The following is a 15,510-nucleotide window of genomic DNA, read 5'->3' as shown; positions in this document are numbered from 1 at the left end:
GCTGCTCCTGCTTAGTCGGCGAAAAAGAACTCGTCCGGGCGATGGATACCGAAATGCGCGCCGGGCTCCCATGCCCACATAGCCTGTTCCGGTACGTTGCGCAGACGGTTTGACACAACGACAGGCTGGGGCGCGCCGTTCAGGATACCAATCGCATACAGTTGGTCCGCATGAATATTCAGCATTTCCGTCCAGGCAGCCATGCGTTCTTCATCGCTTGTGGCGATTTCCCAATCATGGGCCAGCTCCATCAGGCGTTCGGCTTCGGGCATGTCGGGGGCTTCGCCAGCTTCACCTTTTGTCTGGTAATATTGACCCCATTTGGGCCAGGCCAGAAACACCTGATCGGTGGGCGCCAGATAGGCGGGGGACGTATGTGCCTGCGGGATGCCATCATCCCATCCAAACCAAACTGACGCCATCGAGTTGCCCGCAAACACGCGGTTGCGCAGAATGTCGCGGTCCAGAGGACGCATCACCAGCTTGACCCCGATCTCGCGCCAGTTGTCGGTGACGATTTGCAGGGCATTCTCGACCTCTTGCCGCTCACCGGCGGTTTCGATGATCAACTCCATCGGGCGGCCATCGGGTAACAGGCGGATGCCATTCTTGTCACGCTGAGTCAGACCAGCTTCGTCTAGCAGGGCATTGGCCTGATCAATATCGTATTGCGCCCAGGCCGCGGCATTCTCTTCACTGTAGAAAGGCGATGCGGGCAGCACGGACATCGCCACGGGACGCGCCAGTTTGAAATACAGAGCCTGATTGATTGTGTTGCGGTCTATGGCCAGCGACAAAGCGCGTCGCACGCGAACGTCACGCAACACGTCGCGCCAGACGTCATCTGCAAAGTTGAGGTTCGGATAGATCGCGACTTGGGACGCTACGCCGGTTTTCCAGAGCAGCGTTTTGTAGCCGCCTTGAGCTTCGCCTTTTTTGAGGATCGACGCGTCCCGGAAGGCCAACCCGCGACCTTGCAGATCGCTTTCACCTGCGTTGGTCTTGGCGGCGACCAGGCCGGGGGCCACAATCTCCATCTCGACCACATCGATATAAGGCAGTTGCACCCCGTTGCTGTCGATACGGTGATAATAGGGGTTGCGTACGAAGTTGTGGCGGATCTTTTTACCCGAACTTGCGTTCAGCCAAGGTTGCAATGTCGGCAGTTCGTGGTTGTCGAACTTGTAAAGGTTGTCCAGCTTGTTGTGCAACGCGGCCCAACTTTTGACCCTTGCGTCCTCAACAAGAAACGCCAGTTCCTCGGGATCGGCGTATTTCTCGTGATACTGTTTGAGGAAGGCGGACGGTCGGTAGATAAAGGGCGGCCGGGCATTGGCAAGCGTTTGCAGGAAGTCCGGGTTTGGATCCTCCCATTCGAAGATCACCGTGGTTTCATCAGGGAAGGTGACAGTGGGTGACTTGCCTTCGACGATCAGAAACTCAAGCGGACCCGAAGGGCTGAGCAATTCGTTGTTGGCGACCTCTTCCCACCAATAGCGGAAGTCTTCTGACGTAAAGGGCGAGCCATCCGACCATTTATGCCCTTCCCGCAGTTTCAGCGTGAACTTGCGATTGTCTTCGTTCTCGAACGAGGCCAGCAGGTCGGGCACAATTTCATAGTCCTGGTTAAACCCGACAAGGCGAGCATAGCCATAGACGACCATTTGGCGGATATCTTTCGACCGCGTCACCATCGTGCGCAGGGTGCCGCCTTGCGTTCCGAATTCGCGACCTTTGGCGGCCAGATCAACAACCAGCGGTTCCTTGGGAAGACGTTCTTCAACAGGCGGAAGATTGCCAGCCTCAACCTCTGAGCTCCAGAAGGTGCTTTCCTGAGGAGCAGGAAGTGTTTCTGCCGTCGCGGGCAGCATCCCCGAAAGGGCCAGCATTGCGGCCAGGATCATGGGGCGAGTGGTCTTAAACATGGCAACGTACCTTATGGCCCGGTTCCAATTCCACCAATGAAGGTATCACGGTGTCAGAGAAACGGAAGGCTTCTTCCCAACTGTCCGGCGCGCCGGCGCCCAAAGAGACCATTTGCAGGTCAATCGGACGGTTGATGTCGGGTTCGGGTTGAGCGGCAATCAGCGCCTTGGTGTAAGGGTGACGCGGATTGTAGAAAAGCGTTTCGGGCGGGGCCTGTTCGACAATCAGGCCGCGCCGCATGACGGCAACTTCATCAGCGATCCGGGCGACAACGGCCAGATCGTGCGAGATAAACAGATAAGACAGGTTCAGACTGTCTTGCAGGTGTTCCAATAAGGTCAGGATTTGCTCCTGAACCGAGACGTCCAGTGCCGACGTAGGTTCGTCACAAACAATCAGCTGCGGGTCCAGCATCATGGCGCGGGCCACTGAAAGGCGCTGCCGTTGCCCGCCGGAGAAAGCGTGGGGATAGCGTTTCAGCATGTCTTCTGTCAGGCCAACGCGCTGCAGCATCTCGGCGGCCTTCTCGCGCTGCTCAGCCACGGTGCCGATCTTGTGGATCTCAAGCGGCTCGGTCATTGCGTCTTGGATACGCATGCGGGGGCTCAGCGAACTGTAAGGGTCCTGAAACACCATCTGCGCTTTTCGCTGAAACGCCGTGCGCTGGGCACGCGTCATGCTGTGTACCGTGATTGGGTCAGCGTCAGGCGCGGTGCGGAAAAGGACTTCGCCGCCGGGGTCCGGAAGTTCTGCCCCCAGAGCAATGCGGGCGGCCGTTGTCTTGCCTGATCCGCTTTCCCCAACAATGGCCAGCGTTTTTCCGCGCGACAGATTAAGGTCCACGCCGCGGCAGGCATAAATTGCCTTGTCGGCCTGCCACCCCTTGCTGGACCTCATCGTATAGGTCTTGGACACACCCTTCATTTGAAGGATCAGATCTTCGTCAGGCATGGGAATCCCTACGGCATCCTGATCCGGTATTGCGGGAGCGGCGTCGAACAACTGTTTGGTATAGGGATGCGCTGGAGCGGTCAGGATCGGTGCGGCGGGGCCAGATTCCATAATGCGGCCCTTGTGCATGACCACCACCTGCTCGGCCATATTGGCAACCACGCCGAGGTCATGGGTGACAAGGATCAGCGCCATGCCGGTCTCGCGTTGCAACTCTTTAATTAGGCCAAGCACCTGTGCCTGTGTCGTTACGTCAAGCGCAGTGGTCGGCTCGTCGGCAATCAGAAGTTCGGGCTTGGATACCATTGCCATGGCGATCATGGCGCGCTGACGCATGCCACCTGACAGCTCGAACGGGTACGAGTCATAGGCACGCTGCGGATCTGGAAAGCCCACGCGGTCAAACTGGGTCAGAACCTGTTTCCGGGCTTCAGCCTCGGACAACCCGCGATGCAGCCAAAGGACTTCGCTGACCTGATTGCCGATCTTGTGCAAAGGCGAGAGCGAGCGCATGGGTTCCTGAAAGATCATCGAAACCCGATTGCCACGAATGTTGCGCATCTCGCGTTCAGAGATCGATGTCAGTTCCGACATCCCTTTGGAATCGTTCAGGGTTATTGTGCCGCTGCGGATTTGTGCAGAGCGGGGTAGAATACGTAAAGCGGCCCGGCATGTGATTGTTTTGCCCGATCCAGATTCACCCACCAGTGCAAGCGTCTGGCCGGCCTCGACGTCGAAGTTCACATCCGTGACCACGGAATTGCCCGTACCAAAGCCAATGCTCAGGTTTCTGACGGACAACAACGCGCTCATGCGGGTTTTCTACCCGTTTGGCCAATAGGTAACATCGGTTGTTTCAACTCCCCGTGATTTTTTCATCAGTGTCGCGCGGTTCCGCCCGTCTAGTCAAACCCGTTCTTATGCTGAAATGTCGCGGAAATGTGAAACTTTGGGCTTCATCGCTACACAAAGTCTTGAGAATTTGTCATCTAGGGCCGCATCGGACGCATCTATGCTTTCGATTGGTATCAAGGAGATATTTACCGGTGTCCGAGAATCAAAGCCGTCTGGATCTGTTCATCGACCGCATGGTGTCGCAGCGTGCCTGTCTGGATTTTGCCATTGCGCATACCCACGGCATGGCCGGTCCGGTGTTCGAACTGGGTCTGGGCAATGGGCGCACTTATCACCATCTGGTGCAGCATATGGATGAGCGTCCAGTTTACGTTTTCGAACGCGCGGTCGCCTCGCACCCGGATTCGACCCCACCCGAGGATCGAGTAATTCTGGGCGATGTGCGCGAGACGTTGCCGTCATCGGTTGACCGGTTTGGTGCGACCGCAAGCTTGATCCATGCGGATCTGGGCGGGCACAACCGCGAAAAGAACGATAAATTTGCACGATTCGTGTCGCCGCTGATCGAGCCATTGCTAGCCCCGGGCGGCCTTATGGTATCAAGTGACCGTATGTATTTCCAAGGGTTGACGGCAATGCCGCTGCCCGCAGGCGCTGTCGAGGGGCGCTGTTTCATTTACCGTCGCTGACCAAAAAGGGGCGCCAGCATGATTTTCTACGACTGCTCAACAGCCCCAAACCCCAGGCGTGCCCGCATGTTCATTGCGGAAAAAGGGCTTGAGATCGAGACCCGCGAAGTCTCGATCGCCAAGGGCGAGCAACTGAGCGAGGCGTTCCGCGCCGTCAATCCGCGCGCCACAGTGCCTGTACTGGTCACCGATGAAGGCACAGTTCTGACCGAAAACATGGGAATTGCCGCGTTTCTTGAAGCGCGTTGCCCCGAACCACCTTTGATGGGGCGAACCCCGGATGAAAAAGGTCTGGTTCTGATGTGGAATGCGATCGTTGAGCAGCAGGGTGGTTTGCCCATCGCCGACACGCTGCGCAACAGTCATCCGGCTTTCAAAGACCGCGCCATTCCCGGCCCGTCCAACTATGCTCAGATCCCGGAACTGGCGCAGCGGGGAAAAGATCGTGTGGCGCGGTTTTACGATCTTTTGGAAGCGCGATTGACGGAAAGCCGGTTCCTAGCAGGGGATGAATTTACGCTCGCCGATATTTCGGCCTTTGTGTTTGTGGATTTTGCGCGGGTGATCAAAATGCGAATTCCCGAGGGTAACGCCGCCACAACTGCATGGTTTGAAAACATAAAATCCCGCCCCAGCGCCAGCCTGTAGTAAACGTTTTTTGGGTGCGGTTTCCTGCTGACCTAGACTGTACAGAAATGTCTAGACAGAAGTGAACAGTGTCACTAGCGTCTCCGCAGATTCTGTTTTGGGAGAGGTTCGGATGAAATCTCAGTATCGCGTTGTGGTCATTGGGGGCGGAGTTGTCGGTGCCTCGGTTCTGTATCACCTTGCCAAGTTCGGCTGGTCCGATGTTGTTATGCTCGAACGGCGGCGATTGGCATCCGGGTCTTCTTGGCACGCGGCAGGTGGCATCCATGCACTGAACGCTGACCCGAACATGGCGACATTGCAGGCCTATACCATCGACCTTCTGAGCGAGATCGAAAAGGAGTCGGGCCAGAATATCGGTCTGCACATGACAGGTGGTTTGACCCTTGCCGGAACGCCTGAACGGTGGGAGTGGTTGCAGGCCAATTACCGTATTTTCCAGTCCATCGGCATCGATGATTGTGAATTGCTGACCCCGCAAGAGGCACAGAAACGCTGCCCGATCATGTCGACGGATGGCGTTATCGGGGCCATGTGGGCGGATCGTGAAGGGTATATCGACACAACCGGCACCGTGCAGGCTTATGCAACAGCAGCCAAGAAACGTGGCGCTGAGTATTACGAGGAAACCAAGGTCGAAGAACTGATCCAGACCGATGATGGCTGGCAGGTTGTGACCGACAAAGGCACGATCACTTGCGAACACGTTGTGAACGCTGCGGGTCTTTGGGCCAAGCAGGTCGGGCGCATGGCTGGTGTAGAGCTGCCGGTGTCGCCGCTTAAGCACCATTATCTGATCACCGACACGGTGCCAGAAGTTGCTGCCGCCGATTTTGAGATGCCGATGACCGTGGATCTTGAAGGGTTCACCTATATGCGACAGGATCAAAAAGGTGTTCTGGTTGGCATTTACGAGGTTGATCACGAGCACTGGGCCATGGATGGCGCGCCCTGGAACTACGGTGAAGAATTGTTCCAGGAACAGCTCGACCGGATTGAGAACGAACTGACCCTGGGCTTTGAGCGTTACCCCTCAATCCAAAATGTTGGCATCAAGACATGGGTGAATGGGGCCTTTACGTTCTCACCTGATGGTAATCCTTTGGTCGGGCCTGTCCCCGGCAAGCGTGGCTATTGGTCGGCTTGCGCTGTGATGGCGGGCTTCCTTCAAGGGGGGGGCGTTGGCAAGACTCTGGCTGAATGGATGATCCATGGTGAGCCCGAGGCAGATGCCTGGTCCATGGATGTGGCCCGTTACGGCGATTATGCACAGAATAAACGCTATATCCGCGAAACCACAGGGCAGTTCTATTCCCGTCGTTTTGTGATGACCTATCCGAACGAACAGCTGCCCGCAGGCCGTCCGCTAAAAATGGCCCCGGCACATGACGCAATGACAGAAGCAGGCTGCAAATGGGGCGTTAGTTGGGATCTGGAGGTGCCTTTGTACTTTGCACCAAAAGGGTTCGAAGAAGCGCCGACGCTCAAGCGCTCGAATGCACATGACATCGTGGCTGAAGAGTGCAAGGCCATCCGCGAGGGTGTGGGCCTGATGGATATCTCGGGCTTTTCGCGGTTTGAAGTCACCGGGCCGAACGCCCAAGCGTGGCTCGACAGGGTGATGGCCTCGAAACTGCCTGCCCCAGGGCGCGCGAAACTGGCCCCAATGCTGGGCGAGGATGGGCGGCTCAAGGGTGACCTGACCGTGTTGAACTGGGGCGACGGTACCTGGTGGATCATGGGCAGCTATTATCTGCGCGCCTGGCACATGCGCTGGTTCGACGATCACATGATTGAAGGGGTCGAACTGCGCGATCTGGGCGAGGAGTATTGCGGCTTTGCCGTGGTCGGCCCGAAGTCGCAGGCCGTCGTCGAGAAGCTGGCGGAACAGGACATCTCGGGCCTCAAGTTCATGGGCTGCGGCGATTTTGACATCGGCCTTGTTCGGGCTCGCGTGGCGCGTATGTCGGTGACCGGCGAAAAAGGGTACGAGATCAACTGCCGCTATGGCGACCACATCAAGCTGCGCCGTATCTTGTTGGAGGCCGGTGCCGTAGAAGGCATTCGCGAGGTTGGTTTCAACGCCATGGGGTCGACCCGGTTGGAAAAGAGCTTTGGCATTTGGTCAGCGGAGTTCACGCAAGCCTATACACCCGGCATGACCGGCATGGATCGCTGGATCGATTGGGAAAAAGAGTTTGTAGGTAAAGAGGCCGCGCTGGCCGAACGTGATGGTAATGGACCGGCACAGATGCAGGCGACGCTGGAAATCGATGCGGTTGATGCGGATGCCAGCGGGTACGAGCCGATCTGGGCCAATGGCGAACGCGTTGGTTTTGTGACCTCGGGTGGCTATGGGCATTACACCGGCAAATCGCTGGCAATGGCTCTGATTGACCGCGACAAGGCTGAGCCGGGCACCGAACTGTCCGTCCATGTGGTCGGCGTGGAACGGTCGGCACGCGTGGTTGCGCCGTCGCCTTATGACCCGCAAGGCAAAGCGATGCGAGGCTGATCATGAGCGCTCAGGACCGAGGACGCAGGCGGCGTGGACGGGGGGCTGAGGCCGCCCCGCCACCCAGCCGCGATGTGAATTATCGCCAGCTCAAGAACCCTTTCCCGCAAATGGAGGTGTTTCCGGCGGAGCAAATTGCGGACATGCATGAAACCGCGTTGCGTACGTTGGAAGAATTGGGCGTAAAGGTACTGCTGCCCGAGGCGCGCAAGCTTTTCAAACAAGGTGGCGCGCGCGTAGACGAAGACAGTGAAATGGTCTTCATTGGGCGCGAAATGATCGAGGCCGCGGTGGCCTCGGCCCCCAAATCTATTGATTGCCGAGCCGGCGCGCGGCGGAGGGACTTCACGCTTGAACTGGGTTCGCTGGTGTTTCAACCAGGCGCGGGCGCGCCGAACGCAACCGATCTTGAACGCGGTCGTCGCCCCGCGACAGGGCAGGATTATCTGGAGTTTCTGAAGCTTACGCATCATTTCGATGTGTTCCAGATGATTTCGCCTCAGGTCGAGCCGCAGGACGTTCCAACCCATTTGCGCCACTATTTTACGACACAGGCACAGATGGAACTAACGGACAAGTTCCCGTTCTTTTTCTCGCGTGGCACGCCGCAGGTGATGGATTGCTTTGAGATGCTGTCCACAGCCCGTGGCCTTTCGGATGATGAATTCCGGGGCAATGCGCATTGCTACACTATCATCAACACCAACAGCCCGCGCACGTTGGACATTCCGATGGCGCAAGGTCTGATCGACTTTGCACGTCATGGTCAGATGTCGATCATCACACCGTTTACCCTGATGGGGGCGATGGCGCCGATCACGGTGGCAGGGGCGATCACTTTGTCCCATGCCGAGGCGCTTGCCGCTTTGACCCTGACGCAGTTGGCCAAGCCCGGTGCTCCGGTCTGTTATGGAACGTTCACAAGCAATGTAGACATGAAATCCGGTGCGCCTGCGTTCGGAACGCCGTCACACTTCCAGGCGTCCCTGGCGGCGGGGCAACTGGCGCGGCATCTTGGACTGCCTTGGCGGTCTGCTGCAGGATCAGCGTCAAACATCAACGATGTGCAGGCCGCGAACGAAAACCAGTTTGGTTTGTGGGGGTGCTTGATGGCCGGGGCGACCGTGATCATCCACTCTGCTGGCTGGCTGGAAGGTGGTCTGACCGTATCTTTCGAAAAACTGGTCTGCGATGCCGAGGTCCTGAACATGGTGGCCGAACTTTGCGCGGGCGCGCAAGCGGGCGCGGCCGAGATCGGATTTGATACTGCCTTGCGTGAAGTAGAACCCAGCGGTCACTTCTTTGCCTCAAGCCAGACCATGGAACGCTACAACACAGAGTTCTATCAACCGCATCTTCACGACTATGCAAACTTTGGCACCTGGACCGAGCGAGGTGCAGTAGATGCCAACCATCGGGCGACTGGCGTTTGGAAGGGCATTCTGAATGACTTCAAAGCTCCAACAGTTGATGGTGACAAATTGGGTGCCTTGCGTGACTTTATTGACCGCCGTACCGCTGAAGGCGGTGCGCCGCCGGAGAGTTGAATGAATTCCAAACCTGTCCTGCATCGAGACGACCCCGAGGCCGAACCCCTGGTCGGCAACATCAAGGTCACGCGGGATGACTGGCTGAACGTGGCGATGGATGTGCTGATTTCGGACGGTGTGGACCAGATCAAGGTTCTGAACCTGGCCGAACGGATGGCTGTATCGCGATCATCTTTCTATTGGTATTTCAAGTCCCGGCAGGAGTTGTTGGATGCACTCCTGGCCCGCTGGCAGGCGACCAACACCGCAGCATTGGTCGCACAGGCCGAAGCTCCGGCCGAGACGATCACGGCGGCCGTTTGCAATGTGCATCGATGCGTGGTGAATACAGAGCTGTTCGATACTGCGCTGGACTTTGCCGTTCGTGACTGGGCGCGCAAATCCGGCAAAGTGCGGCGAGCGCTTGACCAATCCGATGCACGGAGGCTTGAGGCGCTGCACGCTATGTTCGCCCGCTACGGCTATTCCGACATCGAATCCGAGACGCGCGCACGTGTGTTGTATTACATGCAGATTGGTTACGATCTGGCGCAGTTGAACGAACCCATAGAGACGCGAGTTTCTATGGTTCCGCATTACCTCTATGCCTTCACGGGCGTTAAGCCGAAACCTGAAGAAGTCGAAGAATTCAGCGCATATTCAATGCGCTATTGGAAAGGAGAACTGACATGAGTCAACCAGACGCTATCATTATCGGCACCGGGGTGATCGGCGCAGCAATCGCGTTCGAGATGTCCAAAGCAGGTTGGAAAACGTTGTCACTGGACCGTAACACTCAGGTCGGTCACGGATCTACCGCAGGGTCCTGTGCCATTATCCGGATGCATTACTCGACCTTCGACGGGACGGCCTTTGCCTGGGAGGGCTACCATTATTGGCGGGACTGGGCCGACTACTTGGGTCTGCCCGAAGATGCCAATCTGGCCCAGTTCCGTGAAACGGGATGTCTGGTCATGAAGACCGACGCAAACGGCATGTTGGAAAAGCACATGCGCAATTCGTCGGATTTGGACTGCCCCTTTGAGGAATGGTCGGCTGAGAAAGTCGTCGAGCGCCTGCCGGTTTATTCGCTGGACAGCTTTGCCCCGGCGCGTCGTATGGATGATCCCGAGTTTGGCCAGTCCAACGGGCGGAAGATGACCGGGGGTGTATATTGGCCGCAAGCGGGGTATGTCACCGACCCGGCCTTGTCTGCGCAGAACCTGATGGATGCCGCGAAACAGCACGGGGCCGAAGTGCGCACCGGCGCTGAAGTTACTGAAATCCTGACCGAGGGCGGGCGCGTTTCCGGTGTCAAACTGGCCTCGGGCGAGGAAATCCACGCCAAGGTCGTGGTCAACGTTGCGGGGCCGGGTTCGGCGATCATCAACGAGATGGCAGGTGTTCTGGACGACATGACCATCAAAACCCGGCCCTTGCGGCAGGAGGTTGTACACGTCCCGGCACCAGAAGGGTTCGACTTTGAAAATGACGGAACCATCGTCTCGGACAGCGACATCGCCTGTTATTGTCGCCCGGAACATGGAAACCATATCCTTGTCGGATCAGAAGACCCGGAATGTGATCCGCATCAGTGGTGCGAGGACGATGTGAACTATAACCGTGAGTTCACTGACCAATGGACCACGCAAGCGATGCGCTATGCGCAACGTGTCCCCAGTCTTGGCATCCCGTCGAAAACGCGGGGAGTTGTTGACCTGTATGATGCGTCCACCGACTGGATTCCGATCTATGACAAATCCAGTCTTCCGGGGTTCTACATGGCGTGCGGTTCCAGCGGGAACCAGTACAAGAACGCGCCAATTGCGGGTAAGATGATGACGGCTCTGATCTCGTATTGTGAAGGTGGTGCCGACCACGACGCAGAGCCGCTGCAGTTCGAGCTGCCTTATATCAAGCGGAACATTGATGTGGGCTTCTATTCCCGCAAACGCCCGATCAACGAAGAAAGCAGTTTCTCGGTGCTGGGCTAGTCGCGGGCCACAAATGCTCTACGTCATGCGGGGCTGGCAACGAAGGTGGCCCCGCTATGACCGACAAACAGACCAAAGTTTTGATTCTGGGCAGTGCCCCCTCGGCGTTGGAGGCACAGGCTTGGTCTCGCAAGCCTTTCACGCATGTCGTCGCAATCAACAACGCTTGGCGCATTCGCAAGGATTGGGACTTTCTGATCCATCCCGAAGACTTTCCAATTGACAGACGCCCAACAGATATCGGCCCCACACAACGTATCGTCACGGCGAAGGATTACGTCCCACGACAGAACGAATATGGTGGATTCGTTTATGCAGGCGGAACCATGGCCTTTACCGCTGGGTATTGGGCGTTATCGGCTTTGAACCCCGCTGTAATGGCATTCTTTGGATGCGATATGGTGTATTCGGGTTCAGGGCAGACCCATTTCTACGGAACCGGAGCAGCAGACCCACTGCGAGATGATGTGACATTGCGTTCGCTTGAAGCCAAATCCGCACGCCTTGGGCTGTTTGCAGCCGCACAAGGGTGCAGAACTGTAAGGCTGTCCAGTGGGCCTAGCCGTTTGGTATTCCCCTCAACCGGTCTATCGAACCTTTCTGCGTTGCCCCTTGTCGAAACAATCGGAATGCGTGCAGCTCAGCAGGCCGAGCAAGACTTGGGTTATTCTGTCGAGTCGGGCCGGTATTGGGAGGTTGAACACAAGTTCGACACGGCAAAGATCGATGCGCTGGACAGAATGTGGTTGCAGGCTTATCGGGCGGGCGACTTAGAAAACGCGGCGTAGCCTGACTCAGGTTGCCACGAAAGTTACCCAGGCCCAGACCATCGCCACATATGTCAGGTTGTGCATCAATTGATCCAACCCGGCCGCGCGCCAAAATGCGGCTTGCGAAGGTTCAAGGCGATTCTTGTCGGAATAACTGGCTTTAACGAAATCGATATTGAAGTGGATGATCCATTCCAGCGCGGCGACGATTAAAATGAAGGTCAGGGGCGCGCCAAACACTGCAAACACAATGACAGAGCCCGCGACATGCACAGCAGCATGTTGCGCGCGTCCCAAGTGAAAATACTCACCACGTCCAGCAAGCATCTTCGGTGTTTGGAGGTAAAAGTCAGCGAACATATGCTTTACAAGCAGCAAGCAAAGCATAAGGAACACTGCGCCAAAACTGGCAGTCAAAAGAACCCTCCCGATATCGTCCTACTATCCACCTTAGGCAAATAGATGGGCATACGTAAATGAACTAGTTCACATAAGCTTAAGAATTCGCGTAATCGGGAAAAAAATTGCTAATTGTGTCTGGATGGCAGTAAAGTCATGCTGTTGAATTTGCGTGGATAACATCTGAACCGCGTCGTCGGTCAGCAGCAGGGGCAGGTTCCATAGAACGCACGATTTTCCGCTTTATCTGGAAGTACTCCAAACGCGACCAGCTGATCTTGCTGGCCGTGACAGCGACATTGTTCCCGCTGCTTTACCTGACGCTGGAACTGCCAAAGCGCATTATCAACGACGCGATTGGTGCACCCAACCCGGAAGTAACCGTCTGGGGCTATACGATGTCGCAGACGAATTTTCTGGTCATTCTGTGCTTTGCGTTTTTAGCGGCCGTGTTGGGGCATGGCCTGATGAAAATGCGCATCAACACTATGAAAGGTGTGCTGAGCGAACGGATGCTGCGACGCTTTCGCTATCAGTTGATCAGCCGCGCATTGCGCTTTCCGCAACCCTATTTCGAGCGGGTCAGCCAGGGTGAGATGGTGTCGATGATCACCGCTGAAAGCGAGCCGATGGGCGGGCTGATGGGCGACGCGATCAGCCAGCCTGTGTTGCAGGCCGGTCAGATGATTACGATCCTGACCTTTCTGTTTTTGCAGAGCTTTTGGTTTGGCCTGGCTGCAGTGGCGCTTATCCCTGTGCAAGCCTGGCTGATCCCCAAACTGCAACGCCAGATCAACCTGCTGAACAAAAAGCGTATTCAGGAAGTCCGGGTGCTTGCAGCCCAAATCGGTGAGAACGCTGCAGGGGCGTCGACGCTGCGCACAAATGGCGGCTGGCGGTATCGCCGGGCGATGATCTCCGACCAATTGGGGCGGTTGTTCGGCATCCGGTTCGAGATCTACCAGAAGAAGTTTTTTATGAAATTCATAAACAACTTCATCTCTCAACTGACGCCATTCATGTTCTACCTGATCGGTGGTCTGCTGGTGCTGCAAGGCTCGGTTTCGTTGGGAGCGCTGGTTGCAGCGCTTGCAGCCTACAAGGACCTGAGCTCACCTTGGAAAGAGCTTTTGACTTACTACAACCAGACGCAGGATATGTCTTTGCGTTGGGACGTGGTGATTGACCGCTTTGCGCCAGGTGGGATGCAGGACGAAGCCCTGTTTGAGGGCGAAGCTGACGCACGCCCTCATCTGAACGGCGACATAGTGCTGGATCATGTTTCGGTTCGGGACATGGACGGCAATCAGGTGTTGGACGATCTGAACCTCAGCTTTCCCGGCGGGAAGACAGTCGGCATTTCGGCACCCAGCGAAGAAGACAGACGGGCGATTGCGGAACTGTTGACGCGTGAAATCTTGCCAACTGGCGGCAAGGTTCGGATTGGCGAGGTCAATCTGGCCGAATTGCATCAAGGCGTCGTAGCCGCACGTATCGGGTATGCCACCTCACGCCCCGTCATGTTTCAGGGCACACTGGGTGACAATGTGATGATGCCGATGCGGTTCCGTCCTTTGGCAAATAGTACAGATGATCCCGATTTCGCAGAAACCTTGCGGGCGGGGAACAGTTCCGATCCGTTCAAGGCGGATTGGCTTGATCCGTCTTTGGCCGGACTTCAGGACGCGGCAGCTCTGCGCGATTGGTGGTTGCAACTGATCGACGGCATGGGCTCGGGCGCGGCCCTGTTTCAACGCGGTGCTGAACAAACCTTCAACGCAGCCGAGCATTGTGAACTGGCTCAGAAACTGGTCCAGCTGCGACCGACTGTGCGTCAGGCTGTTCAGGATGCGGGGCTTGAACAACAAGCGTTGATTTTTGATCGTAACCTGTACAACCCGGCCCTGCCTGTGGCCGAGAACCTGCTGTTTGCCACGCCCTGTGTGCCGGTGAACCACGCCTTACTGGTGGAACAGAAGGTCTTTCTGGGCCAATTGCGAGAGTTGGGCCTGGATGAAACACTGATCGCATTGACCCGCGACGTGATCGAGATGTTGCGCCAGATCTTTGGCCTTGACGGAACGGATCACCCATTGTTCCGCAAGCTTGGGTTGGATGCACAGACTTATGAAGCCGCCGTGGATTTGGTGGAACACACGCGCAAGGAAGGCTCGGCGGGGCTGGATGATGAACAGCTGGCCAATATGCTGGCGGTACCGTTTGTAATTTCGGCCGAACAGATCGGGCCTGCGTTCACTGATGAACTGAAGAACCGTATCCTCGAACTGCGGCACAGCCACTCTGAGAAGCTGATGGAGCGTTTGAAGGATGTCTTTGTTCCTTTGGACCCCGAAGTTTACGCGCCGGGGCTGACAGTCATGGAAAATGCGCTGTTCGGAAAAGTCAGTCAGATTGGCGGTGCCCGTTCCGATGAGGCGCGTAAGCTGATTGTTGATGTGCTGGCCGAAAACGGTGCGCGGCCATTGGTGACGGAACTGATTTATGACGTGCCGGTGGCCTTGGGTGGTCAGAACCTGCCCGCAGTGTTTGCCGAGCCATTGGCGTTTACCCGGGCCACGATCAAAAAACCGGACATCCTGATCCTGGAAAGCGCTTTGGCCAGCTATGACATGAAAACGCAGGTGGCCGTCTACAAGAAACTCCGAGAGTTGCTGCCTGAAACAACTGTCATCTACCTGAACGATCAGTTCGAAAATCCCGATGTATTCGACATGTACGTGGAAATCCGGCAAGGTCGTGTGGTCTCGGACGGAGGACCGGTCGACGTGGAGGAAGACAGCGCAGCATCAGCAGACCTGGCGCGAAAATTGCGAGCCTTGGAACAGACCCCTTTGTTTTCGGGTCTGGACCGGCGGCAGTTGCGTCTGCTGGCCTTTGGTGCACGCTGGTTCGAAGCCGAGCCGGGGCAGGTGGTGTTCCTGAAAGACGATCAACCAACCGATGGTGCCTATGTTGTGCTTGAAGGTGAGGCCGGTCTGTACTTGCCACAGGACCAAGGACCGGATCAGCTGATTACCACAGTAGGGCCGGGTGCTTTGGTCGGAGAGCTGGGATTGATCCGCAAAGAGCCGCGCGCGTTGAGCATGGTGGCAGAAACTCAGCTTTCCTGCCTGCGGATCGGTGAAGAGGAATTCCTTGCCGTTGTCGAGAACGACGCTGCAACCGCCTTCAAGCTGCTTCAGGTGATCGCAGGCTACGTCTCCAGTTAAGCGA

11 protein-coding genes are annotated in these 15,510 nt (G+C 56.7%); 8 read left to right on the top strand and 3 right to left on the bottom strand.

Annotated elements, in window-relative coordinates; genetic code table 11:
- Nucleotides 1-11 precede the first annotated feature (11 nt).
- Complete coding sequence (locus tag GS636_RS10140) at nucleotides 12-1,925, bottom strand: ABC transporter substrate-binding protein (RefSeq protein WP_171669360.1); 1,914 nt, start codon at nucleotides 1,923-1,925, stop codon at nucleotides 12-14.
- Nucleotides 1,918-3,690 carry an ABC transporter ATP-binding protein gene (locus GS636_RS10135; protein WP_171094399.1) on the bottom strand — a complete coding sequence of 591 codons (1,773 nt, stop codon included), beginning with the start codon at nucleotides 3,688-3,690 and terminating at the stop codon, nucleotides 1,918-1,920. Before GS636_RS10135 ends, GS636_RS10140 begins: the two co-directional genes overlap by 8 nt.
- Before the next feature lie 233 nt (nucleotides 3,691-3,923).
- On the opposite strand from GS636_RS10135, the gene GS636_RS10130 reads away from it, so the two are divergent.
- From GS636_RS10130 to GS636_RS10100, 7 genes are all read left to right on the top strand, one after another.
- Nucleotides 3,924-4,421 carry a class I SAM-dependent methyltransferase gene (locus tag GS636_RS10130; protein ID WP_371808717.1) on the top strand — a complete coding sequence of 166 codons (498 nt, stop codon included), beginning with the start codon at nucleotides 3,924-3,926 and terminating at the stop codon, nucleotides 4,419-4,421.
- Nucleotides 4,422-4,439: 18 nt separating this feature from the next.
- A complete protein-coding gene (locus tag GS636_RS10125; protein ID WP_171669359.1) occupies nucleotides 4,440-5,069 on the top strand; it encodes a glutathione S-transferase family protein in 630 nt (209 codons plus the stop codon).
- A 112-nt stretch (nucleotides 5,070-5,181) separates the two neighbouring features.
- Complete coding sequence (locus tag GS636_RS10120; protein WP_171669358.1) at nucleotides 5,182-7,584, top strand: FAD-dependent oxidoreductase; 2,403 nt, start codon at nucleotides 5,182-5,184, stop codon at nucleotides 7,582-7,584.
- Nucleotides 7,585-7,586: 2 nt separating this feature from the next.
- Nucleotides 7,587-9,131 (top strand): trimethylamine methyltransferase family protein, encoded by a 1,545-nt coding sequence (locus GS636_RS10115; RefSeq protein WP_171669357.1) that lies wholly within the window; start codon nucleotides 7,587-7,589, stop codon nucleotides 9,129-9,131.
- On the top strand, nucleotides 9,132-9,806 hold the full coding sequence (locus GS636_RS10110; RefSeq protein WP_171669356.1) for a TetR/AcrR family transcriptional regulator: 675 nt from the start codon (nucleotides 9,132-9,134) through the stop codon (nucleotides 9,804-9,806).
- Complete coding sequence (locus GS636_RS10105; protein WP_171669355.1) at nucleotides 9,803-11,107, top strand: FAD-binding oxidoreductase; 1,305 nt, start codon at nucleotides 9,803-9,805, stop codon at nucleotides 11,105-11,107. Before GS636_RS10110 ends, GS636_RS10105 begins: the two co-directional genes overlap by 4 nt.
- A gap of 56 nt (nucleotides 11,108-11,163) precedes the next feature.
- Complete coding sequence (locus GS636_RS10100; RefSeq protein WP_171669354.1) at nucleotides 11,164-11,895, top strand: hypothetical protein; 732 nt, start codon at nucleotides 11,164-11,166, stop codon at nucleotides 11,893-11,895.
- 6 nt (nucleotides 11,896-11,901) lie between these two features.
- Here the strand turns inward: GS636_RS10100 and GS636_RS10095 are convergent, their stop codons facing one another.
- A complete protein-coding gene (locus GS636_RS10095) occupies nucleotides 11,902-12,264 on the bottom strand; it encodes a DUF3307 domain-containing protein (protein ID WP_171669393.1) in 363 nt (120 codons plus the stop codon).
- 245 nt (nucleotides 12,265-12,509) lie between these two features.
- On the opposite strand from GS636_RS10095, the gene GS636_RS10090 reads away from it, so the two are divergent.
- A complete protein-coding gene (locus GS636_RS10090) occupies nucleotides 12,510-15,506 on the top strand; it encodes a cyclic nucleotide-binding domain-containing protein (RefSeq protein ID WP_171669392.1) in 2,997 nt (998 codons plus the stop codon).
- Nucleotides 15,507-15,510 lie beyond the last annotated feature (4 nt).

It is taken from the genome of Ruegeria sp. HKCCD4884 (assembly GCF_013110855.1).
Taxonomy (GTDB): Bacteria; Pseudomonadota; Alphaproteobacteria; order Rhodobacterales; family Rhodobacteraceae; genus Ruegeria.
Note: the sequence above shows the minus strand (reverse complement) of the source record. Positions and strands in the feature narration are given on the sequence as shown.

What these genes read in the sequence shown, in the direction of transcription:
- GS636_RS10095 (WP_171669393.1), bottom strand. Translation starts at nt 12,264, where the DNA reads ATGCTTTGCTTGCTGCTTGTAAAGCATATGTTCGCTGACTTTTACCTC.
- GS636_RS10120 (WP_171669358.1), top strand. Translation starts at nt 5,182, where the DNA reads ATGAAATCTCAGTATCGCGTTGTGGTCATTGGGGGCGGAGTTGTCGGT.
- GS636_RS10135 (WP_171094399.1), bottom strand. Translation starts at nt 3,690, where the DNA reads ATGAGCGCGTTGTTGTCCGTCAGAAACCTGAGCATTGGCTTTGGTACG.
- GS636_RS10115 (WP_171669357.1), top strand. Translation starts at nt 7,587, where the DNA reads ATGAGCGCTCAGGACCGAGGACGCAGGCGGCGTGGACGGGGGGCTGAG.
- GS636_RS10110 (WP_171669356.1), top strand. Translation starts at nt 9,132, where the DNA reads ATGAATTCCAAACCTGTCCTGCATCGAGACGACCCCGAGGCCGAACCC.
- GS636_RS10140 (WP_171669360.1), bottom strand. Translation starts at nt 1,925, where the DNA reads ATGTTTAAGACCACTCGCCCCATGATCCTGGCCGCAATGCTGGCCCTT.
- GS636_RS10125 (WP_171669359.1), top strand. Translation starts at nt 4,440, where the DNA reads ATGATTTTCTACGACTGCTCAACAGCCCCAAACCCCAGGCGTGCCCGC.
- GS636_RS10100 (WP_171669354.1), top strand. Translation starts at nt 11,164, where the DNA reads ATGACCGACAAACAGACCAAAGTTTTGATTCTGGGCAGTGCCCCCTCG.
- GS636_RS10105 (WP_171669355.1), top strand. Translation starts at nt 9,803, where the DNA reads ATGAGTCAACCAGACGCTATCATTATCGGCACCGGGGTGATCGGCGCA.